We start from the raw sequence: 21,999 nt of genomic DNA on the forward strand, positions 1-21,999 counted from the left end.
CACTTACCAGACAGAGGATTCGCCATGACCGTCCGTGTTCCCCTCGCCGAGCTCACCTCCTTCGTCCGCAACGTCCTCACGGAGTGCGGCCTCGACACCGAATCGGCCCGTACCGCCGCCGACGTCATCACGTACGCCGACGCGAACGGCTTTACCACCCACGGAACGAACGGGCTGGTGAACATCTACGCCCCCCGCCTGCTCGACGGCCGGATCGACGCCGGTGCGGCACCGCGCGTCGTGCAGGAGACCGCCGGTGCCGCCCTGCTCGACGGGGACCGCGGGCTCGGCCTGGTCACCATGGACCTGGCCATGGACATCGCCATGGCCAAGGCCAGGCAGACCGGCATCGGCATGGTCGCCGTACGCAACAGCACCCACTTCGGCAGCGCCGGCTACTACACGCAGAAGGCGGCCGCCGCCGGCATGATCGGCCTGGCCATGACGAACTGCGGTGCCCAGGGCGTCGCCCCGCCGCTCGGCGGCACCGTGCGGATGCTCGGCACCAACCCGCTCAGCGCGGCCGTGCCGGTGACCGAGGGGGCGCCGTTCGTCCTCGACATGAGCACCACGGTGGTCGCCACCGGAAAGATCAAGGCCGCCCACCGGGAGGGCCAGGAGGTCCCGCAGGAGTGGCTGGTCCGCCACGACGGCACCCCGACCTCGGACCCGGCCGACTTCATGGCCGAGGAGGCGGACGTCGCCTGGCTCGGGGGGCCCGCCGCGACCGGTGGCGCCAAGGGCTTCGGCCTCGCCCTGCTGGTGGACCTGCTGTGCGGCCCGCTCTCCGGCGCCGCGTACGGCCCCCGGCCCGGCGTGCTGAAGGGCGAGCCGGCGGGCGACGACAACGTCGGCCACACCGCGATCGTGATCGACCCGTCCGCCTTCGGCTCCGCCCGGGCGATCGCCGCCGAGAACCGCATCCTGCTCGACACGGTCGCGAACTCCCCGGCTGCCGCGTACGCCACCCGTGGCGTCACCTATCCGGGGGCCCCCGAGGCACAGCGGTACGCGCAGTCGCAGCGCGAGGGCGTCGAGCTGCCGGGACCGGTGGCCGCGGGCCTGGCCGCACTCGCCGAGCAGCTGACGGTCCCGGCGCCCGCCGCGCTGACCGGGCGCAGTCTCCAGCCGGCCGCCTGAAGCGCCGAGGGGCCTCGTCGCCCCGCCACCCCACACCACCACGGACACGGAGAGGACCGAACCATCATGCGTATCGGAGTGATCGGAGTGGGCGTCATCGCGCCCTTCTTCCTGCAGGCCATCGAGGACGACCCGGAGCTGCGGCTGACCGCCGTCTGCGACCTCGACCGGGGGAAGCTGACCGGCTTCCCCCCGGGGACCGTCATGTTCACCGACCACCGTGACCTCCTCGCCTCCGGGCTGGTGGACGGTGTCGTCGTCACCCTGCCCAACCACGCCCACGCCCCGGTCGTGGCCGACGCCCTGCGGGCCGGCGTCCACGTCTGCTGCGAGAAGCCGCTGACCGTCCACGCCGCGGACGCGCATCGCCTGATACGGCTGGCCGACGAGCACGACACGACCCTGTTCACCGCCTTCCACCGCCGCTACAACACCCATGTGCAGGACCTGGCGGACCGGCTGCCGGAGCCCGCGCTCATCTCGCACGTCACCAGCCGCTACCAGGAGAAGATCGAGGAACACACGGGCGCCGACCGCTGGTACCAGGACCTCGACCGCTGCGGCGGCGGCTGCATCATCGACAACGGCCCCAACGCCCTGGACGCCCTGGAGACGGTCCTCGGCCCCCTCACGCTGACCGACGCCACCATCGGGGAGGTCAGGGCCGGTGTCGAGTTCTGCGCCGAACTGAGCCTGGCCACCGCCGAGGGCATCCCGGTCCATGTGGACCTGGACTGGGCCCTGGAGACCGGTGAGCGCAAGGACATCACCGTGCACCTCAAGGACGGCCGCGAGCTGCACGCCGACATGCTGGACGGCTTCGAGGCCTTCAAGTCCTCCCTCGACCACGAGTACGCGGGCATCATGGCGGACTTCCACCGGGTGGTGCGTGACGGCCGGACCGGGCCCGACCGGGGCCCGCACATCGTCGACCTGGTCGAGGAGGCCTACGGCATCGGCCGGACCAAGGAGCAGCGGCTGCGGATGTCCGCCAAGGAGCCGGTTTCGGCCCATCTGGTGAAGCTGCTCTTCCACCGGCGTACGGACCGCGGCATGCGGCTGTCGCCCTGGCAGTCGCGTTGTGTGCGGGCCGGCGACGTGCACGAGCTGGTCACCACCACCGACCTGCCCTCCGCCACCGGGGACCGCGTCGACCACGTGGGGTTCCTGGGCTTCGCCGAGTTCCCCACGGGCACGGTGATCGACCGGGGCGACGTGGTCTCGGGCCCGCGCGGACCGATCGGACGGGTGGCCGGATTCGACGAGTGCCACGCGCCGAACCACTACAACATCCTCATCGACACCGAACGCGTCCTCACCGCCGAGGACCTCGACCTGCATACGCTGGACACCTTCACCTTCTCCGGAGGAAGCCGATGACCACCGCCCAGGGCACCCCCACCTTCCGCAAGGTCGCCGTGACACCCGAGGCCCGCGCACTGGTGCCCGGCGTCCAGGTGCTGACCCTGGAGGCGCAGATCCCCGCCGACGGCCCCGCGCCGGCCGACGAGGTCTGGGCCGCGGCGCACGCCGAGTGGACCGGGGCCAGCCGCGCCGAGGTGCGCGCCGCTCCGAACGTCGCCGCCTACCGGGAGCTGAGCCGTCTGATCGGCAGCCACCCCGACAAGCGACCGCCCTCCGTGCAGGCCCTGATCGACCGGGGGCTGCGGGCCAAGCCGCTGGGGTCCTGGCCGAAGATCAACCTGGCTGTCGACGCGGTCAACGCGGTGGCGGTACGCGACCTCGTCGCGCTCGGCCTGTTCGACCGGGACATGCTGGAGGGGGAGGTGGCGCTGCGACTCACCGACGGCACCGAGGAGTTCACCGCCCTCGGCGCGGACGGACCGGTGATCCTGGAGGCGGGCGGGCTGGTGCTCGCCGACGAGAAGCGCGTGCTGTCGCAGTTCGCCCACCGGGACGGCGTGCACCAGGCGGTGACCGCACAGACCCGCCGGGTGCTGCTGCTGGCCTGTTCGGTCCCCGGTGTCGACGAGGACACCTGCCGGGACGCCCTGCTGGCGGCTGCCCGGCTCCTGGGCGGAACGTCGCGGTAAGAGGTACCGGGGTTCCCCGGGCAGGGCGGTCAAGTGGTCCGCCGCCGGCCCGGGACAGTGGACTGCCGGGCAGGTACGCGCTGTTGGTTGGCTGGAGCTACGTCGCTGACCGACCCCCGTACCGAAAAGAGACCGCCCACGATGACCATGACCGCCGTCGAGCCCGCCGCAGCACCAGCCCCGGCGGTCGCCGCACCCCTGCGGGTGACCGTGACGCGCACCCCCCTGCCGCCGCACGCCCCGCTCGCCCTGGGCGCCGAGCTGCGCCGGCTGCTCGGCGACGACCAGGTGTTCCTCTTCGAGAGCCTGGCCGGCCCCGACGAGGACTGCCGCGTCGCCGCGGTCGGCGCCGAGGCCCTGGCCCGGATCACCGTGCGCGACGGGCGAATCGGTCTGGACGGGATGCCCGGGCTCGTGGACCGGCTGCGCCCGCTCACCGACCGCGCCCACGGCGGTGTCCGGCAGCTGCTGGACGCGGTGAACGGGGCCTTCGCCGTGGAGACCGACGTACCGCTCGACAGCTACGCCTTCGGGTTCCTGGCCGTGTTCGGCTACGAGGCGGCCTGGCACCTGGAACAGCTGCCGCCGCGCACCCCCGGCCACGACCCGGAGATCACCCTCACGCTCTTCCGGCACGTCGTCACCTACAACCTGGCGACCGGCGAGAGCCACCAACTTCACGCACACGCTCCCGAGTTCGGTGAGCACGGCGTGCTGGGCGCAGATCTCTCCCTGCTGGCAGGCGCCCTGCCGGACGAGGCGGGGACCCCCGTGGAGCCCGACCCCCGGCCGTATTCCGTGCGCCGCACCGTCTCCCGGGAGGAGTTCACCGACCGGGTGCGACGCTGCCTGGAGCACATCAGGGCGGGCGACGTCTACCAGATCCAGATCGGCCACCGCATCGAGGTGAAGACACCGCTTCCGGCCATCGACGCCTACCGCCGGCTGCGCCGGAGCAACCCGTCGCCGTACATGTACCTGGTGCCGTGGGCGGGCCGCACCCTGGTCGGGGCCAGCCCCGAGCTGCTGCTGCGGATCGAGGGCCGGACCCTGGCGATGCGGCCCATCGCCGGCACGATCGCGCGGGCCGCCGAGCCCGCCGAGGACGCCCGCCGGGTCGCGACGCTGCAAGCCGACGAGAAGGAACGCGCCGAGCACATCATGCTGGTCGACCTGTGCCGCAACGACGTGGCCCGGGTCTCCGTGCCGGGCACCCTCGCCGTCGAACAGATGATGGCGGTCGAGCACTTCGCCCAGGTCCACCACCTCGTCTCCACGGTCAGCGGCGAGCTGGCCGACGGCGCGGACGTGTGGTCCGCCCTGCGCGCCACCTTTCCCGCGGGCACCATGACCGGAGCGCCCAAGGTCCGCGCCATGGAGCTGATCCAGGAGATCGAGGGGCGGCCGCGCGGCGCCTACGCGGGCGCCCTGGGCCTCATCGACGTACGCGGCCACGCGGCGACCCTCGCCCTGTGCATCCGCACCGCCGTCCACGACCCGGACACCGGGACCTACGCGCTGCAGGCGTCCGCCGGGGTGGTCGCCGACTCCTCGGCCGACGGCGAATGGCGCGAGACGCTGATCAAGATGAGCGCGGTGTACTCCGCTCTCACGGGCGAGGTGCTGACGGCATGAGGATCCTGCTCGTCGACGCACGCGACAGCTTCGTCCACATCATCGACCACTATCTGCGGGAGCAGGGCGCCCACACGGACGTCGTCACCGCGCTCGCGCACTCCCCGGCCGAGCTGGACGCCCGCCGTCCGGACGCGGTGGTCCTCGGGCCCGGCCCCGGACATCCGGCGGACTCCGGCCACCCGGAACTCGTACGCCACTTCGCCGGCCGGGTGCCCCTGCTCGGGATCTGCCTGGGCCACCAGGCCATCGGGCTCGCCTACGGCGGCCGGATCGAACGGGCGGCACGCATCGTGCACGGCAAGACCAGCCGCCTGGACCACAACGGCTCCGGGGTCTTCGCGGGCCTCGCCGATCGCACCGAGGTCACCCGCTACCACTCACTGGCCGTGGCGGACCCGGTGCCCGACGAGCTCGTGGTGACCGCCCGGGCCCGCGAGGACGGCTGTGTCATGGGGCTGCGCCATCGCCGGCTGGCCGTCGAAGGTGTGCAGTTCCACCCCGAAAGCATCACCACGCAGACCGGATCCACGTTCATCGCCAACTTCCTCGAAGGGATACAGCCATGGTCGACCACGGTCCCTGGGCGTCGATAGCCGCCCTCAACGGCTCCGAACGGCCCGACGGGCTCACCGGCCGGGTGCTGCGCATGCTGGCCGCCCAGGCCGCCGAGCACGGTGTGCACCTCGATGTGATCCCGCTCGCCGAGTACGACATCACGCCCTGCGGCCCGTGCGGCGACTGCAATGTACGGCCTCTGCCGTGCGCACTGAACGACGACGTCCCGGCCCTGGTGGACCGCCTCGTCCGGGCCGACGGGGTGCTGTACGCGGCGCCGGTGCATGGGTTCGGACTGGCCGGCGTGATGCAGAACTTCATCGAGCGGGCCGGGGTCGGGCACCTGCGCTTCGACCGCCCGCTCGCCAACAAGGTGGCGGGAGTGGTGGTCACCGGACGCCGCTACAGCCACGACCGCGTCTACGGGCAGCTCATCGACAACGTCCTGCTCAACCGGATGATCGTCCCGGGCAGCGGCTTCCCCGCCTTCGTGCACGACCAGTTCGCACCGGCCGAGGACCAGGAGGGCCTGGCCGCCGCGCGCGGGCTGATCGAGCGCATGATCGACCTGCTGCGGATCCTGCTGCTGCCGCACGGCGGCCGCGGGGACACCGCGCGGCTGCTGTCGCTGCCGCGCAACGAAAGGGCCGGGCTGCTCAGCCCCACGGGGTGAACAGCCCGGCCAGGACAGCCGTTTCAGCCGGCGGGCGGTGCCACCGGGCCCGCCGCGTGCCGCCCGCCCACCAGCACCGACCGCAGCGCCCCCTTGTCCTGGAGCACGGTCATGTCCGCCGCCGGGTCGCGGTCCCACACCACCAGGTCGGCCAGCCGGCCCGGCGCGACGACCCCGGCGTCCGCACCGCGCCCGGCCAGCTCGGCCCCGTGGGCGCAGGCCCACTTGAGGACCGTCTCGGGCGCGATGCCGGCCCGCTCGACGTACATCACCAGCTCGTCCGCGTACGTGCCGTGCGGGGTCCAGGCGAAGCCGAAGTCGTCGCCCGGCACGATCTTCATGCCCCGGCCCTCGGCCAGCGGCAGGAAGCGCAGGGTGTTCTCGATCTCGTCCTGGAAGTCCAGGGACTCCAGATAGTCCGGGGCCTTGCCGAACCGCTCCCCGAGCGCGAGCAGCCGGTCGGGCTGAAACAGGCTCGGCACCACGAACACGCCCCGCTCGGCGATCTCGTCGAGCGCCCTGTCGTCCGCGTAGGTGGCGTGGTCGATGACGTCGACCCCGGCGGCCAGCGCGTTACGGATGCCGGCCAGGCCCCGGGAGTGGGCCCGCACCCGGGCCCCGCGCCGGTGCGCGGTCTCCACGACCAGGGACAACTCCTCCCGCGTGAACAGGAGCTCGTCGGACCGGGCGTTGGGGAACGTGTCGTCGCCGGAGGAGAAGACCTTGATGATCTCCGCGCCCTCGTCGATCTCCTCCTCGGTGTACTTCACCAGATCGCCGAGGACGTCCACGACCGGCATCAGCTCGCGCGGCATCCGCTCCTTCAGCTCGGGTGAGCGCCGCCCCGGCGGGCCCGACACCATCAGGTCGCGGCTGCACGGGGTGATGCGCGGACCGGCGATGACACCGGCCTCGATCGCGTTCTTCAGGGCCATGTCGATCCCTGCCACCGATCCCGCCCCGACGAACGCCGTGTACCCGCAGCCCAGCAGGTCCGCCGCGTGCCGGGCGGCGTGCAGGGCGACCTCGGGCACCCGGTACTTGAACAGCGTCTCGCGGCCGGTGGTGACATTGACGTACGCGATGTGGGTGTGGCCCAGCGTCATGCCGGGCAGCACCGTCGCCCCGGCCAGGTCCCAGCGGACGAAGTCGCCCTCGGCGGGGGCCTCGGAGGCCGGCAGCACGGCCTCGATGCGCTCCCCGGCCACCAGTACGGAGCGGGCGGGCAGCGACGCGCGGCCCAGACCCTCCTGAACGGTGACGTCGTGCAGCAGCAGTCGGCGGTCAGTGGTCACGGTCGGCTCCCCAGAAGCAGTCGGGTGCTTTCGGACCGGGCGAGTACCGCGGGCCCGAACACCATCCACACCATGGGGACGCCCGGGCGCGAGACCTGGAACTCCAGGCGGTGCGCGGCGCGGCCCGGCTCGTTGGTGACGGCGGCGTCCGCGCGTCCCTCGGCCACCAGCTGTGCGGCGTGAATGGTGGACTCGGCGGGCACCCAGGCGATGTCGTAGCCGCCCCGGCCGCCCTCGGCCCCGTCGAGCAGCTCCACCAGACGGCGGGTCTCGTGCAGGGTCGCCAGCCGCAGTATCCCCTCGCGCAGACCTTGCGGTCCGGTGGCGATGCCGTACTCGGGGGTCGGTGTGGAGAAGGTGGCGTCCAGCCGCAGCCGGGGCGACCAGAAGAAGCGGGTCGCGCACTCGGCGGCCCCCGGCACCAGGGCGTAGGCGGGACCGCTGCGGCTGCCGACGGCGGCGAGCAGCTCCTCGAAGGAGTCGTACGGTACGGGCTCCACCACGGGACCGCCGAGGTGGGCGAACCGGTGCCCGAGGCGGGCGAGGGCGACCATCGACGTGGTGCCCTCCGGGCCGAGGGTGCCGACCCGCAGGGTGCCGGGCCGCAGCAGCGGTGAGTGGGGTATCCGGGCGGGCTCCCACAGGATGGGGAACGGCGTCGTGTCGGCGTCGGCGTCGCCGCCCAGGACACCCTGGGCGCGGAGCAGGGGCTCGGTCATGCGCGGTGCCCCCGGGCCCCGGCGAGCCGGCGGGCGGCGGCCGTCTCGTGGTCGACGGCGGTACGCCGGTCGTGGATGCGTGCCGCCTTCCAGCTGACGAAGGCGCCGGTCGTGGTGACCGGGTCCAGCTCGTCCGGCAGCTCCACCCGGCAGCGCACCCCGAGCGCGTCGGCGACCCGCGCCGCGTGCGCGGCCTCCAGCCCGGGCACGGGGCCCTCGGGCAGGTCGAGCCGGACGGTGATCAGGTCCTCGCCGTCCTCGGCCCGGTCGATGACGACCTGGTAGCCGTAGCTGTGGTCGATCCGGCGCAGGACGGCCTGCTCGATCTGCCAGGCCTGGAAGCTGTGGCCACCGAGCACGATCCGGTCGCGGGTGCGGCCGACGACCCGCATGACGGGGCCCCGGATCCCGCATCCGCACGTGTTGTCGTAGAGCTCGACCAGGTCGCCGGTGCGGTAGCGGATCAGCGGCTTGATGCCGTCGATCAGCATGGTGACGACCAGTTCGCCGGTGCCCCGGTCGCCGAGTGCGGCGCCGGTGTCCGGATCGACCAGTTCGGCGATGTAGTTGGGCCGGGCCAGGTGGAGCCGGCCGTGTGCGCAGGCCGAGGCGATCACCAGGGTCTCCTGGGAGCCGTAGAGCGCGTTGTACGTCCGGGCGCCCCAGGCCTGGTCGATCTGGCGGGCCAGGTCGGGGGTGCACATCTCGCCGGTGACCAGGAAGACCTTCACGGCGAAGTCGCGGCGCGGGTCGAGCCCCTGCTCACGGGCGGCCCGGGCGAGCGAGAGGGCCACGTTCGGCGTGCAGAACACCACGTCCAGGGCCAGGTCCCGCATCAGCTGCAGGGCCTTGGGGAAGCCGATGACGGGGGAGTAGGGCCAGATCTTCGCGACGGCCGAGCCCACGTTGCGGGCCACGTCGCCGAGGGTGTCGCCGAGCGAGTGCACCTCGGTGGGGCCCATCACGCCGACGCGGGGAGCCCGGTCGCCGAAGACGTCCGCGAAGATGTTCCGCCAGCTCTCCGTCACATGGGCGTTGGAGGCGATCACCTCGCGCGGGTCGCGGGGGCAGGGGGTGGCCGGTCCGGTCGTGCCGGTGGTCTCGTAGAAGAAGCAGGCCTCGTCGAGATCACGGCTGAGGACGTCGGACATGGCCGTGCGCAGATCGTCCTTCGTGGTGAAGGGCAGCGAGCGCACGTCGTCGAGGGTGAGCCGGGCGGCCGGTACGCCGGCCAGATGCCGGGCGTAGAAGGGTGAGCCGTCCTGCGCGAGCGCGACGACGTCACGCAATTGCCGCTGCGCCCACACCTCCCACTCGTCGTCGCCGAGTTCACCCGCGGTGTACCGGTCGTGCAGCGTCAGATAGCGCTCGATGAAGTCGCGGTGCTTCCCGGATGCGGGCAGCCACATGGATCCCCCAGGTGATTCGGCGGGTGCGGTGGACGGAGTGCCGTGCACCGGGCGCAGGCCCGGGTGCGCCCGTACGCGTCCGGGAAGCGGCTATCCGATACTGCGGGCCGCACCGATGCGCCCTCAATTAGCCTTAGGAAACAGTCCGTTCGCTCTTGGTGGCAGTGCCCTCGCCGCCCGCACCGGTCACGCGGACGCTCTGGCCGCGGCCACGAACTGCCTGATCAGCTCCGGGTCCTTGACGCCGCGGGTGCGCTCGACCCCGCTGGAGACGTCCACCCCCCAGGGCCGCAGGCCCGTGACCGCCCCGGCGACGTTGTCCGGGGACAGCCCGCCGGCGAGGAGCCAGGGGCCGGTGGGGGAGACGCCGAGGGCGGCCGGGTCCCACCGCTCGCCGGAGCCGGGCCGGGGTGAGTCGATGATCAGCAGGTCCTCGCCGTACGCACCGGTCTCCAAGGGTGCCCCGCCCTGCGGGGAGGTGGCCCGGATCAGCCGGAACCCGTCGGCGCGCAGCGCGGCGAACGCCTCGGGGGGCTCCGCCCCGTGCAGCTGCACGGTGTCGACGCCCGCCTCGGCGGCGGCCCGGCGCACCTCGTCGAGCGGCTCTCCGCGGAACACGGCGACCGTCGCGGTCCCCTCCGGCACCAGCGCGGCCAGCGCGCGGACGTCGGCGGGGGCGACCTGGCGCGGGCTCGGCGTGAGGACGAAGCCGATCGCGTCGGCCCCGGCGTCCACCGCGGCCGCCACATCCTGCGGGCGGCTCAGACCGCATACCTTGACGTACATGTCTTCTCCTGGATCCGGAACGGGAACGGGAACAGCAATGCTGTCAGGGCCGGCACTCACGACCGGACCGCGGTACGGGAGCACAGGAAGACCAGTGCGGCCGCGGTCAGCCCGCCCGCCGTCAGGGCCAGCGCGGTCCGCGGACCGGCCGCGGAGGCGAGCAGCCCGCCGAGCAGGCCGCCCACCGGGATCACCGCCCAGGTGAGGAACCGGAAGGTGGCGCTGACCCGGCCGATGAGTTCGGGGGGCACGGTCGCCTGGCGCAACGTGATCGAGTGGATGTTGAAGATCGCGATCCCGTAGCCGTTGAGGACGTAGCCGGCGCCCAGGAGCGCGTATCCGAGCCCGCTGCCGGCTCCGGCCGCGAGCGGCAGCAGCAGCGTGGCCGAGGAGGCCACCACCATGCCGGTCACCATGGCGCGGCCCACCCCGAGCCGCTTCCCGAGCCGGCCCGCGGACAGTGCGCCGCCGAACGCCCCGACGCTGCCGACCGCGATGACGATGCCGAGTCCGGCCGGGCCGAGGTGCAGGACCCGGATGGCATAGAGCGGGAAGACGACCAGGACGACGTCCCAGAGCAGGTTGTACAAGGAGGCGTGCAGCATGATCACGCGCAGCAGCCTGCTGTTCAGCGTCATGCGCAGCCCCGCGGCGATGTCCTTGCGTACGGAGGACCGGGCACCGGCCGGGCAGACCGGCCGCGTCTCCGGGGTGCGGATCCGCAGCAGCATGGCCGCGCCGAAGAGATAGCCCAGGCAGTCCACCAGGATGGCCACGGGGGCCGTGAGCACCTGGATCAGTGTCCCGCCGAGGCCCTGCCCGGCGGTCTCCGCGACCGAACGGCTGGCCTGCAGCTTGCTGTTGCCCTCGACCAGCTGCTCCTTGGCCACGAGGGAGGGCACGTACGCCTGGTACGCCACGTCGAACAGTGCGGTGAGCACCCCGGTCGCGAACGCCACGGCGCACAGGGCCCAGATGCCCAGCCCGCCGAGCCAGGCGAGCAGCGGTACCGCGGTGAGGATCGCGGCCCGTCCGAGGTTGGCGGTGATCAGGAGCGGACGGCGGCGCACCCGGTCGGCCAGCACCCCGGCGAGCAGGGTGACGCACAGCACCGGCAGGTACTGGGCGCTGTTCAGCAGCCCCAGCTGGGCGGGGCTCGCGTCGAGGAGCACGATCGCGGTGACCGGCAGGGCCAGTTCGGTGACCCGGGAGCCGAGTAGGGAGACCGTCTGTCCGGCCCACAGCCTGCGGAACTCCCGGTGGTGCCACAGACCGCGGGGTGGTGGCTGCGGAGCCGGCGGACCGGCCAGGTCGAGGAGCTCAGCCGACGACATGGACGGCCTCCCGGGCGGTCGGCCCCCCGGCGCCCGCGGGCTGCTCGCCCTGCGGGTGCCAGTCGAGCCGGTAGGCGGCGAGAGTCCGCGCGATCGCCGCCTCGACGTCTGCCGAGCGGTCCGCCCGGTAGCGGAAGGTGCCGGCGGTGTGCACGGCGCCGCCGTTGCCGCTGAGCACCGTGCCGGGCGGCGGCAGCGTCTCGGAGCAGAGCGCCGGGACCCGGCCCACCAGCGAGGTCACCGCGTCCACGACGGCCGGGCGCACAGGCGGCTCGGGCATCATCAGGTACCCGGCGACCGGGCCGTCCAGGTCCATCGGCGCAATCGTCATGTCCTCGCCGAGCTGCACCTGGGCGGAGGCGGCGACCAGGTCGACCCCGTACACCTCCTCCCAGATGACCCGGACCTGACCGCCGCCGGCCCGGGCCCCGATCTCCAGGAACACCAGGTCGTCGCCGTCGCCGGAGGGCCGCGGGGAGCGGAAGACCTCCAGGTGGAAGACGTCGTCGGTGAGGGCGAGGGCGGCGCACACGCGCTCGGCGAAGTCGGTCACCCGCTCCTCGAAGTCCCGGTCGTCGTTGGCGACCGAGCTGAAGGCCGTTCCGGTGGCGAAGTCGAGACAGCTGCCCCCGCAGCGCCAGGACCGCGAGGTGAGCAGCCTGCCGCCCTGCACCACCCCGTCGATCTGGTAGAGCGCCCCGTCGATGAACTCCTCGCACTGGGCGTCGGTGAGGCCCGCGCCGTCCAGCAGGGTGTCCAGCTGCCCCTCGGAGCGCACCACGTGCACGCCCTGACTGTCGGCGCCCGCACGCGGCTTGAGTACGAACGGGTAGCCGTGGCGCGCGGCGAACTCCCGCACCTGCCCGGCCGTCGGCGTCTCCTGGAAGGCGGGCACCCGAAGGCCCGCCGCCGCGACCAGACCCTTCATCACGACCTTGTCCCGTACGGCGGCGACCTCCTTCGGGCCGCGGCCCGGGATGCCGAAGTGCCGGCGGATCTCGCCCGCGGGCTCCAGGTCGAACTCGGAGAGGGCGAGGACGTGCGTGAAAGGGCCGTACAGCGCGATGAGCTGTGCGGTCTGCGCCAGGACGTCTCCGGTGTCGGAGAGGTCGGACAGCACGCGGATGTCCTCGGCCAGCTCCTCGTCGAGCGGCGCCCGGCCCGCCGCAGTGGTCAGATAGGCGACGCGGTCGACGCTGTGGTCGACGTAACGGTGGTACTCCGCAAAGGAGTTGTTCCAGCGGTTGATGATGAGGATATGGCGGTTCATCGGGTCTCCGGATGGTTCGTGGACGGTCCTGCGCATGGCTCAGCTGAAGGTGACGGCACGCTCGGCGCGTCGCAGCACCCTCGCCGTCTCGCGGTAGGAGGCCCCCGCCGCGAGCACGTAACCGAGCCGCCCCGCCGAGCTGCCGGGGTCCGGCAGCGCGCTGCCCGGCGGGAGGAGGACACCTATCTCGCGCACCCGGGGGTCGGACTCGATCACCGGGTCGACGCGGAACTCGCGGTAGGTGTCGAGGCCGGGCCGCAGGAAGTAGCGGATGCCGGCCCGGGTGCCGGAACGGGGCGCGGCCGGTTCGGGGTTGGGGAGGCCCAGGTAGCAGCGCAGCATGATCTCGTACAGATCGTGGCCGCAGGCGAGTCGCAGCAGGTCGGGGATGCGGTCGCCGGGCAGTCGCGCCGCGACCTCCATCAGCAGCGGGCCGCGGGCGGACATCCGCAGCTCGGCGTGGAACGGGCCGATGCCCAGGGCGACGGCCTTCAGGACGTGGGCGATGTACGTCCGGATCTCCTGGGCCGGCGAGGGCTTCAGCTGGGCGGGCACGATGTGCCCGACCTCGACGAAGTGCGGTTCGGCCCCCAGGATCTTCTCGGTGATGCCGAGGATGTGCACCTGGCCGTCCTCGACGTACCCCTCGACGCTGTACTCCGGCCCCTCGACGTACTCCTCGACCAGCACCAGTCCGAGACCGCCGCGCGATCCGTCGGCCCGGCCGGAGCGCAGCGCCCGGCGGAACGCCGCCACCGCCTCCGCCTCGGAACCGGCCCTGCGGACGTCGAGGCTTCCCGACTGGTCGACCGGCTTGACCACGCACACCGGCCCGAGCTCCGCGTAGGCGGCGGCCGCCGACCGTGCGCCGGAGACGATCCGGTACCGCGGCTGGTCGAGCCCCGCCGCGTCCACGGCCCGGCGCATCCGGTGCTTGTGGCGCAGGGACTCCACGCCCGCCGGGTCGATGCCGGGCAGGCCGAGTGAGGCGGCGGCGTGCGCGGCGAGCGAGACGAAGTGCTCGAAGCCGGGCAGGACCGCGTCCAGCGGGGTCTCGGCGTGCAGGGTACGGATGAGGTCGAGTACGGCGGCCTGGTCCGAGGTGTCGGCGGTGATCACCCGGTCGGCCTTCGCGGGGACGGTGTCTGGCCCGGCGAAGGCCGTCAGGACGAGGGCGGTGTGCCCGAGTTCGTGAGCCCGGGTGACCAGTTCCAGTCCGGAGGAGCGGGGCTCGATGATCAGAACGGTGCTCATGCTGCTTCCTGCGGGGCCGGGGTGCCGGAGTCCGCGAACGCGGCGGCGCGCGCGGTGTCGAGGAGTTCCATGGACTCCAGGTGCAGGGCGAGGTCGCTGCGCGGTGCCGGGGACTCGCCACGGAAGTGGGCGTACGCCTGCTCGATGAACCGGGTCAGCGGGGCATCCTGGACGACCTTGCGGACCGGTCGTCCCGCGATGCGGACCTGGCCGAAGTCGTCGTCGCCCGAGACGGGGTAGTCCGCCACGAGGGTGCCTTCGGTGCCGTGGATGTGCAGCCGGCGGCGGCGTACCGGCGAGGCCAGATCGGTGTACAGCGTGGTCCGTACGCCGGAGGTGTGCCGCAGGGTGACCTCCGCGCCGCCCAGCCGGGCGAGCCGGCCGGAGGGCAGCGGAAGGTCCCAGCCGCGCGAGCCGGTGACCTCCGCGACGGGCCCGGCGAGGTGCAGGGCGAGCAGCAGCTGGTGCGGCAGCTCCACCTCGAACGCGCTGCCGTGCCCCTGGGTCTGCAGCGAACGGCGGAAGCGCGGCTTGCTCTGCTCCATGTGGTACGAGACCGGCTCACCGATCGTCCCCGAGGCGACGAGCTCCTCGGCGGCCTCGGTGACCCTGCTGGCGGGCCAGACGCTCATCGGCAGCACCACGGCCCCGGTGGCCTCCGCGAGGTCCACCAGATGGGCGGCCTCCTGCACGGTGTGCGCGATCGGCTTCTCCAGGATGAAGTGCTGGGCCCCGGCGTGCAGGAGCTGCTCGAGGCAGTCCCGGTGGGCGTCGGGCGGCACCGCCACGTGGAAGACGGCGTCGGCCACCCGGTGGCCTGCCGCCCACAGCGCCGTCACGGCGCCGCGGACGTCCGGCACCCACTCTCCTCCCGCCACCTCGGCGGGGCGCGGATCGACGGCTATCACCGTCGACCGGCCGCCCGTGATGTCCCGCAGCGCGCGATGGTGCAGATCGCGGCCCGCGTGTCCGTATCCGACGATGACGGAAGGTGAATTGCCTTTCTTCCTCATCTGTTTACCGCCCTTCGCTGTCGTAGTGAAAGGAGCTTCGCAGCGGGCCGGGAGAGACTTCCAGGCCAATTCTCCGGGCCCCTGGCGGACCACTTGGAAGGGACTTTTCCGGTCGGTGATGCCTCGAAGGAAACACGCCCGGCCGCCGAGGTGGTATCGGCAGGACCGCTTTCTCAACAGGGCTGGTGGATACGCTTCTCCGAGGTATTCGGAAATTGCGGCACCCATTCAATTCACCTGCAGAAGGAGTCGATCGATGAGCCTCGAAGGCCGGTCCGCCCTGGTCACCGGTGGTTCCCGCGGCATCGGGCGGGCCATCGCGCTCCGTCTCGCGGCCGACGGTGCCGCCGTCGCCGTGAACTACCGCTCCCGCAAGGACGAGGCCGAGCGCACGGTCGAGGAGATCACCGCCCTGGGAGGGCGGGCGATCGCCCTGCAGGCCGACGTGTCGGACCCGGACGCGGCCCAGCGACTGGTCGACGAGGCGATGGCCGGCCTCGACGGGCTGCACATCCTGGTGAACAACGCCGGAGTGGCGCAGGACGGGCTCATATTCGACCAGTCGCCCGAGGACTGGTGGGAGGTGCTCAAGGTCAACGTCGGCGGCGTCTACCACTGCACCCGGGCCGTCGCAGGTCACTTCATGTCCCAGCGCGACGGCAACGTCATCAACATCTCCTCGGTCATGGGGGAGGGCGGCTGGGTCGGGCAGTCCAACTACTCCGCCTCCAAGGGCGCCGTCAACGCCTTCACCCGGGCCGCCGCCGTCGAGCTGGCGCGCTTCGAGGTCCGGGTCAACGCGGTCCTCGCCGGGTTCACCACCACCGACCTGATCGGCGGACTGCTGGAGAAGGACGGGGGCAGGACCATCAAACGGCAGCTGCCGCTGCGCGAGTTCGCGACGCCCGAGCAGGTCGCCGGAGCGGTCTCCTTCCTGGCCGGCGAGGACTCCACGTACATCACCGGGGAGCTGCTGCGCGTGGACGGCGGCTGGGCCGGACAGCTGGGCCTCGGCCGGCCCAAGTAGACCTGCCGGCCCCGCACACGGCGGTCGGCACAGGTACGGAGGAAGCCCCGGGGAGATGCTCCCCGGGGCTTCCTCCGTACCTCGCGTCATCAGCCGATCCGGGCCAGCCCGCGGGCGTTGCGCCGGCCGGAGCCGCGGGAGACGGCCAGCGGGTCCCAGCCCTTCTCGCGCTCCGGAAGCAGGTCCGGGTCGCCCAGCAGTGCGCCCCGGTGGACCTCGGCCATGAGACCGCGGCCCAGGATCTGTCCGGCCAGGGCCATGCCGCCCGCGGCCGAGCCGGTGATGCCCGTGCCGTGCCGGGTGTTGGTCCCCACCATGTGGAGCCCCTCGATGCTGGTGCGGGTGTCCGGGCGGCTGCCCGTGCCACCCCACTCGGCCAGTCCGTACGGCGTCCCGCCGGTGGCGAGCGTGTAGCGCTCGTGGGTGATGGGCGTCGCCGTCTCCAGGTGCACGATGTGCTCGCGGAACGGGCCCAGCGCCTCCTCCGCCGCGCTCAGCATCGACTCGGTCAGCTCGGCCTTGCGCCGCTGGTAGCCGTCGTTGCGCCGGTATCGCTCGCCGGCCGCCGGGCCCGTGTTCACGCCCCAGTAGTCGTATCCGGGCGGACACAGCGTCATCACCTGGAAGTTGCTGTGGCCCGGCGGGCAGACGGCCGCGGTGCCCGGGTCCTTCAGCGAGGCGAACGACGCGAAGAGGAAGGGCACCGGGCTGATGGACTCCTTCGCCACCTGCTCGTAGTAGGCCTCGATGTCGTCGTCCCGGTACCACCACAGATTGGCGTTCGGGCGGGCCGGAAGCTCCTTGTCGGTCGCGATGTAGAGCGTGGCCAGCGGCAGTGCCATCTTCGCCTGCCGGGTCCTCGACACGACCCTGCGGCCGAAGTGCTCCTCGCCCACGAGGTCGAACACGGTCCGGGAGTAGTCCGCGTTGGACACCACCAGGGGGGCGCTGTGAACGTCGCCGTCCTTCATCCCCACCCCGGTGACCCTGCCGTCCTCCACGAGGATGCGCTCAACCCGGCTCCTGGTCCGCAGCTCCCCGCCGTGCGCCTCCAGTGCCTCGACCAGCGCCGCGGCGAGCACCTGGCCACCGCCCTCGGGGTAGTAGGCGCCCCGCAGGTAGTGATCGGTGACGGCCGCATGGGTGGATACGGTGGCCTGACGCGGCCCCATCCCGTAGTTGGGCGACTGGGCGGCGAGCACCGTACGGGCGCGCGGCGTCAGCCCGCAGTGGTCGAACAGCTCGGTGAGCGTACGGCGGCCCCATTCGGCGGTGACCGGAGTGCGCGCGAGCAGCTCGGCCAGCGACGGCTCACCGTCCGACAGCATCATCGAACGGGTCTCCGCGGCGACGGCCGCGCAGATCCGGGTGAACCGCTCGATGCCCTCGCGCTGGGCCGGCAGGGCAGCCGTCAGCCGCTTCGTGTACGCCTCCCACCCCACGGGCACGTCCACCGTGAGGCCGGGCAGGACGATCCGGTCGAAGCCGCCCCGGTCCATCTCCCGGTACGTCACCCGTCCGTCGAGCCCCAGCCCGGAGAAGATCGCCGGCAGCAGCCCGCCCGGACCGCAGTCGCCCAGGTAGTGGACGCCCACGTCGAACTCGTAGGCCCGGCGGCGGCGGAACACATGGCTGTTGCCCCCCGCCACGTCGTGCTGCTCCAGCACGAGGACGCGGCGGCCGCTCACGGCCAGGTACGCCGCACACACCAGGCCGCCCATGCCGCTTCCGACGACGATGGCGTCCCACTCATCCCGCTTCACCATGCGGCTCTACCGTCCTGTTCTTGTAGGCGGGACTCAGGGGCCCCGGCTGCCGGGGCCCCTCAGGTTGCTGCCGGCTTCCTGCCGGCCGGGCTCAGACCCGCTCGCGTACGACGAGCGCACCGGCGTTGCCGTCGTGGCCGACCGAGGTGACCAGGCCGATACGGGGGCCCCGGCTGCCCGGCGAGCTCTGCCAGCGGGCGAGGAGTGCCGCGAGCTGCAGGGCACCGCCCGCGCTGTACGTCTCGCCCAGCACCTCGGTGACCCGCACCGGCTCCGGCAGGTGTCCGAGGGCGAGCCGCACAGCTCGCTCCTCCACCCGGTCGAGCCCGATGTGGTCACCGGCGCCCAGGGACACGTCGGCCACGTCCTGTGCGGTGACCCCACTGCGCTCCAGGGCCCGGTTGATGGCGGTGACCAGGCCGTTCGTCAGACCGCGGTCGAGCCCGGCCCGCCGTTTGACCCCGGTCCAGCCGAAGAAGCCGACCTCGCAGGCCAGCAGCTCAGCGAGGACGGGCTCCCCGGCCGACTCCTCGGCCCTGACGACGAAGACGGCACTGCCCTCGCCGACCGGAGCGGCCTCCCGCAGCGTTCCGGCATGGTGCCACGCCCAGGCCGTCGGGGCGCTGAGCTCCTCGGCACCACCGACGAGCAGCTCCTCGGCGCGTCCTGCCGCCATGGCGAGCCTCGCGTGCCGGAAGGCGTAGAGGCTGGCGCTGCGGCCGCCGGCCACCGTGGCGTTCAGGCCCTTGAGCCCGTGGCGGATGGCCATCTGCCCGGCGCTGCAGTTCATGACGCTGCCCGCGAACTTGCCCGGGTTGATCAGGTAGGGCTTGTCCAGGGTGAGCGTCTCGTACAGCAGGTCGGAGTAGCCCGCGATGCTGCCGGTGTTGGTGGCCAGCACCACGCCGGTCCTGGCCGGGTCCGTACCGGCCGCGGCCGGCCCCGCCGCTTCGAGCGCCTGCTTGCAGGCGACCAGGCTCAGACCGGCGAGCCGGTCCAGGTTCTTGGTGCCCTTGCGCCCCAGGTGGTCGGCGGCCTTGAAGCCGGGGACCGGCCGCACCGGACGCGGCGGGTACGCCGCGTCCGCTCCGGCGACGGGCTCGGGCACCGAGTCCCGGGCCGCCGGCCCGGCCAGGGGCGCCAGCCCGTAGCCCGCGCTGGAGACCACTCCGACGCCGACGACCGGCAGGGGCTGCACGGGCGCGGCCGTGGTCACAGGTACCTCCCGAGGATGGTGATGACGTTGTTGCCACCGAAGGCGAAACCGTGGTTCTGGACGATCTCGACCCGGGCGTCCCTGCCCCGGCCCGGGACGCAGTCCACGCCGGGGCCCAGCTCCGGGTCGGTCTCGACCAGGTTCGCGGTCGGCGGCAGGAAGCCCTGCTCCAGGGCGGTGCAGCAGGCGATGGCGCCGAAGCCGCTCGCGGCGCCCATGGTGTGGCCGAGCATCGACTTGATCGAGCTGATCGGCGGCAGCCGGTCGCCGAAGACCTGGCGGACCGCCCGGACCTCGGTCGCGTCGTTGGTCGGTGTGCCGGTTCCGTGGGCGCAGATGTAGTCGATCTGGTCGGGGACGACCCCGGCGTTGCGGTGCGCCGCCTTGATGCAGTCCGCGATGCTCGTGGCGTCCGGGTGCACCATGTGGGAGGCGTCGCAGTTCGCGGCGTACCCGAGCACCTCGGCGTAGATACGGGCCCCGCGGGCCAGTGCGTGGTCGAGCGGTTCGAGCAGCAGCGCGGCCCCGCCCTCGCCGGTGATGATGCCCGAGCGGTTGGCGTCGAACGGCTGCGGCAGGTCCTTGGCCATGGCGCCCAGGGCGTAGAACCCGGCGTGGGTCAGCCGGTTCACCGAGTCGGCACCGCCGGCCAGCATGAAGTCGGCCTCACCCAGGCGCACCATGTCGAAGGCGTACCCCAGCGCGTAGTTGCTGGCCGAGCAGGCGGTCGGGATGGTCTGCGCATCACCGCTCAGGCCGAGTTCGGCGTTGACGGCGCCCGCTATCTGTCCGGCGGGCAGCTGTCCGACCAGGCGCGGCTCCAGGCCCTTCAGGCCCTGGTTGACCCACTGGCCGCCCAGGCTCTGGGCCACCGCGGACTCGCCGCTGGTGGTGCCCATGATCGAGCCGGACCGGCCGGCGGAGAGCAGCAGGGGGTCGATACCGGAGTCCTCGACCGCCAGCCGGGAGGCGGCGGCGGCCAGGAGCGCGCTGCGGCCCCAGCGGTCGGGATCGAGGTGGTGCAGGAGGGCGGCCGGGTCGAAGTCGTCGACCTCGGCTGCCTTGCGGCTGGGGAAGGGGGTGGCGTCGAAGCTGCGGGCCGGCCCGATGCCGACCCGGCCCGCCCGGAGGGAATCGGCGAACTCGCGCACGCCGATTCCGACCGGGCTGACCGCTCCGAGCCCCGTGATGACGACTCGGCGCAAGGTCGACTCAGGCATTCCGCGCGCATCCCTCGACGGCGAGCAGCAGCGAGCGGAGCGTGGTCAGGGACTCCAGCTCCTCCTTGGGGAGGACGAAGCCGAGCTCCTTCTCTATTCGGGAGACCACGGTTATCAGCGTGAGCGAGTCACTGTCGTAGTCCTCGATGAACAGGCCGTCCTCGGTCAGTTCACCGTCTTCCAGTTCCAGTTCCTCGTTGACGATGTCGATGACGCGGATCCGCAGCTCGGCATCCAGTTCCACGGTCTGCACGGTCATGATGGGTCCTTTCGTAAGGAGAGAACGTGAAGGGGTAACGCGACAGGTCTCAGGGATCGGGGTGGACGGATCAGACGGCGGCCGGGGTCGGCGGCGTGAGGGTGATGGCGTCGATCTGCGTCAGCAGGAGCAGGTCCTGGCGGAAGCCCCAGTGCTCGACGACCTTGCCGTTCTCGATCCGGTAGATGTGGCTCTGCTCGACGTCCACGTCGCGGCCGGTCGCCGCGATGCCCAGGAAGTCGCCGGTGTGCTTGCCGGTGAAGCGCAGCCGCAGGACGGCGCGGTCACCGTCGGAGAAGCTGTCCAGGTGCTCCCACTTGGCGCCGGCGAAGGCGCTGTGCACCCAGCGCGCGGTGCCGAGGTAGCCGTACGGGCCGTTCGGGACGCCGGCCTGCGCCTCGTGGTCGACGAAGTCGTCCGCGACGTACTTCAGGGCGGCCTCCTCGCTCAGGTCGTTGAAGATCAGGCCCATGTTGATGGAGAGGTCGAGTGCTTCGGTGCTCATCTGATTGCTCCTCGAACGGTCGGGAGGGAACCCGGGGAGAGACCCCGGAAATCTGTGGTCGCGGGCCCGGCGGGACCGCTCAGTGCCCGGCGCCCAGCCCGCCGGTGACCGGGATGACCCCCGCGGTCACGTACGAGGCGTCCTCGCCGGCGAGGAAGCGCACGGCCGCGGCCACCTCCTCGGGGGTGCCGGTGCGGGCCAGTGCGGTCCTGGCCAGGGCCGCCTTCCGGCGGGCGTCGGTGACGTGCTCGACCATGTCGGTCTCGATCATTCCGGGGGCCACCACGTTGACGGTGACGTTGCGCCGGCCCAGCTCGATGGCGAGCGAACGGGCGAAACCGATCAACGCCGCTTTGGCGGACGCGTAGTTGGTCTGCCCCGGAGCGCCGGACATGCTGTTGATGGACGACATGTAGATCAGCCGGCCCCAGCGGGCCTTGATCATCGCCGGGACGACCTCGCGGGTCACGGTGACGGCGGCCTGGAAGTTGGTCTCCATCACGGCCCGGAAGTCGTCCTCCGGCATGCCGATCAGCAACTGGTCACGGGTGATCCCCGCGTTGGAGACGAGGACCTCGACGGCCCCCTGCTGGATGGACACCTCTTCGACAGCGGCCTTGACCTGCTCGGGGTCGGTCACGTCGCACCGTACGGCGAAGAAGCCGGGCGGGGCTTCGCTGCTGTGGTGGGTGATGGCGACCTTGTGGCCCTCGGCCGCCAGGGCCCGGGCGGTGGCGAGCCCGATGCCCCGGTTTCCGCCGGTGACGAGTACGGAGCGGCTCATGTGCACTTCCTCCTGGTGGAGTGCCGCGGACCTGCCGGCCGGGGCCGGACCGCGGTCGGGGTCGGGTTCGTGGAAGGGCTCG

At 72.4% G+C, this 21,999-nt stretch carries 21 protein-coding genes; 7 read left to right on the forward strand and 14 right to left on the reverse strand.

All coding sequences use genetic code 11. The features are described 5' to 3' along the window. Positions 1 to 24 precede the first annotated feature (24 nt). From ABZ434_RS00270 to ABZ434_RS00295, 6 genes are all read left to right on the forward strand, one after another. Positions 25 to 1,140 carry an Ldh family oxidoreductase gene (locus ABZ434_RS00270; protein ID WP_359130941.1) on the forward strand — a complete coding sequence of 372 codons (1,116 nt, stop codon included), beginning with the start codon at positions 25 to 27 and terminating at the stop codon, positions 1,138 to 1,140. 66 nt (positions 1,141 to 1,206) lie between these two features. After that, the gene (locus tag ABZ434_RS00275; RefSeq protein WP_359130942.1) at positions 1,207 to 2,520 is read left to right on the forward strand and encodes a Gfo/Idh/MocA family oxidoreductase; all 1,314 of its coding nucleotides are present in this window, start codon (positions 1,207 to 1,209) and stop codon (positions 2,518 to 2,520) included. Continuing rightward, the gene (locus ABZ434_RS00280) at positions 2,517 to 3,194 is read left to right on the forward strand and encodes a phenylalanine--tRNA ligase beta subunit-related protein (RefSeq protein WP_359130943.1); all 678 of its coding nucleotides are present in this window, start codon (positions 2,517 to 2,519) and stop codon (positions 3,192 to 3,194) included. The genes ABZ434_RS00275 and ABZ434_RS00280 overlap by 4 nt, the downstream gene beginning before the upstream one ends. A 141-nt stretch (positions 3,195 to 3,335) precedes the next feature. After that, a complete protein-coding gene (locus tag ABZ434_RS00285) occupies positions 3,336 to 4,829 on the forward strand; it encodes an anthranilate synthase component I family protein (protein ID WP_359130944.1) in 1,494 nt (497 codons plus the stop codon). Then, entirely contained in the window at positions 4,826 to 5,425 is a 600-nt protein-coding gene (locus ABZ434_RS00290) for an aminodeoxychorismate/anthranilate synthase component II (protein ID WP_359130946.1), read from the forward strand. Before ABZ434_RS00285 ends, ABZ434_RS00290 begins: the two co-directional genes overlap by 4 nt. Continuing rightward, positions 5,395 to 6,060, forward strand: a complete 666-nt coding sequence (locus tag ABZ434_RS00295; RefSeq protein ID WP_359130947.1) for an NAD(P)H-dependent oxidoreductase — start codon at positions 5,395 to 5,397, stop codon at positions 6,058 to 6,060. The genes ABZ434_RS00290 and ABZ434_RS00295 overlap by 31 nt, the downstream gene beginning before the upstream one ends. A gap of 23 nt (positions 6,061 to 6,083) precedes the next feature. Here the strand turns inward: ABZ434_RS00295 and ABZ434_RS00300 are convergent, their stop codons facing one another. The 8 genes from ABZ434_RS00300 to ABZ434_RS00335 all read right to left on the reverse strand — a co-directional run bounded on the left by ABZ434_RS00300 (position 6,084) and on the right by ABZ434_RS00335 (position 15,140). Then, positions 6,084 to 7,355, reverse strand: a complete 1,272-nt coding sequence (locus ABZ434_RS00300; RefSeq protein ID WP_359130949.1) for an amidohydrolase family protein — start codon at positions 7,353 to 7,355, stop codon at positions 6,084 to 6,086. Beyond that, entirely contained in the window at positions 7,352 to 8,074 is a 723-nt protein-coding gene (locus tag ABZ434_RS00305) for a hypothetical protein (protein ID WP_359130951.1), read from the reverse strand. Before ABZ434_RS00305 ends, ABZ434_RS00300 begins: the two co-directional genes overlap by 4 nt. Further along, complete coding sequence (locus ABZ434_RS00310; RefSeq protein ID WP_359130952.1) at positions 8,071 to 9,483, reverse strand: AMP-binding protein; 1,413 nt, start codon at positions 9,481 to 9,483, stop codon at positions 8,071 to 8,073. Before ABZ434_RS00310 ends, ABZ434_RS00305 begins: the two co-directional genes overlap by 4 nt. A 186-nt stretch (positions 9,484 to 9,669) precedes the next feature. Next, a complete protein-coding gene (locus tag ABZ434_RS00315; RefSeq protein WP_359130954.1) occupies positions 9,670 to 10,269 on the reverse strand; it encodes a phosphoribosylanthranilate isomerase in 600 nt (199 codons plus the stop codon). Between the two features lie 56 nt (positions 10,270 to 10,325). Continuing rightward, on the reverse strand, positions 10,326 to 11,603 hold the full coding sequence (locus ABZ434_RS00320) for an MFS transporter (RefSeq protein ID WP_359130956.1): 1,278 nt from the start codon (positions 11,601 to 11,603) through the stop codon (positions 10,326 to 10,328). Then, positions 11,590 to 12,873, reverse strand: a complete 1,284-nt coding sequence (locus tag ABZ434_RS00325) for a hypothetical protein (RefSeq protein ID WP_359130957.1) — start codon at positions 12,871 to 12,873, stop codon at positions 11,590 to 11,592. Before ABZ434_RS00325 ends, ABZ434_RS00320 begins: the two co-directional genes overlap by 14 nt. Before the next feature lie 39 nt (positions 12,874 to 12,912). Beyond that, positions 12,913 to 14,127 carry an ATP-grasp domain-containing protein gene (locus ABZ434_RS00330; protein ID WP_359130959.1) on the reverse strand — a complete coding sequence of 405 codons (1,215 nt, stop codon included), beginning with the start codon at positions 14,125 to 14,127 and terminating at the stop codon, positions 12,913 to 12,915. Further along, a complete protein-coding gene (locus tag ABZ434_RS00335; RefSeq protein WP_359130960.1) occupies positions 14,124 to 15,140 on the reverse strand; it encodes a Gfo/Idh/MocA family oxidoreductase in 1,017 nt (338 codons plus the stop codon). The genes ABZ434_RS00330 and ABZ434_RS00335 overlap by 4 nt, the downstream gene beginning before the upstream one ends. A 256-nt stretch (positions 15,141 to 15,396) precedes the next feature. On the opposite strand from ABZ434_RS00335, the gene ABZ434_RS00340 reads away from it, so the two are divergent. After that, on the forward strand, positions 15,397 to 16,167 hold the full coding sequence (locus ABZ434_RS00340) for a 3-oxoacyl-ACP reductase family protein (protein ID WP_359130961.1): 771 nt from the start codon (positions 15,397 to 15,399) through the stop codon (positions 16,165 to 16,167). A gap of 89 nt (positions 16,168 to 16,256) precedes the next feature. Here the strand turns inward: ABZ434_RS00340 and ABZ434_RS00345 are convergent, their stop codons facing one another. From ABZ434_RS00345 to fabG, 6 genes are all read right to left on the reverse strand, one after another. Beyond that, the gene (locus ABZ434_RS00345) at positions 16,257 to 17,933 is read right to left on the reverse strand and encodes an NAD(P)/FAD-dependent oxidoreductase (protein WP_359130962.1); all 1,677 of its coding nucleotides are present in this window, start codon (positions 17,931 to 17,933) and stop codon (positions 16,257 to 16,259) included. A 91-nt stretch (positions 17,934 to 18,024) separates the two neighbouring features. After that, positions 18,025 to 19,149 (reverse strand): beta-ketoacyl synthase N-terminal-like domain-containing protein, encoded by a 1,125-nt coding sequence (locus ABZ434_RS00350; protein WP_359130963.1) that lies wholly within the window; start codon positions 19,147 to 19,149, stop codon positions 18,025 to 18,027. Then, the gene (locus ABZ434_RS00355) at positions 19,146 to 20,369 is read right to left on the reverse strand and encodes a beta-ketoacyl-[acyl-carrier-protein] synthase family protein (RefSeq protein ID WP_359130964.1); all 1,224 of its coding nucleotides are present in this window, start codon (positions 20,367 to 20,369) and stop codon (positions 19,146 to 19,148) included. Before ABZ434_RS00355 ends, ABZ434_RS00350 begins: the two co-directional genes overlap by 4 nt. Next, a complete protein-coding gene (locus tag ABZ434_RS00360) occupies positions 20,362 to 20,628 on the reverse strand; it encodes an acyl carrier protein (RefSeq protein ID WP_359130966.1) in 267 nt (88 codons plus the stop codon). Before ABZ434_RS00360 ends, ABZ434_RS00355 begins: the two co-directional genes overlap by 8 nt. A 70-nt stretch (positions 20,629 to 20,698) precedes the next feature. Further along, entirely contained in the window at positions 20,699 to 21,133 is a 435-nt protein-coding gene (locus tag ABZ434_RS00365) for an ester cyclase (protein ID WP_359130967.1), read from the reverse strand. A 79-nt stretch (positions 21,134 to 21,212) separates the two neighbouring features. After that, positions 21,213 to 21,917, reverse strand: a complete 705-nt coding sequence (fabG, locus tag ABZ434_RS00370) for a 3-oxoacyl-ACP reductase FabG (RefSeq protein WP_359130968.1) — start codon at positions 21,915 to 21,917, stop codon at positions 21,213 to 21,215. Positions 21,918 to 21,999 lie beyond the last annotated feature (82 nt).

Origin of the sequence: Streptomyces sp. NPDC005761 (assembly GCF_040630635.1) — a bacterium.
Taxonomy (GTDB): Bacteria; Actinomycetota; Actinomycetes; order Streptomycetales; family Streptomycetaceae; genus Streptomyces.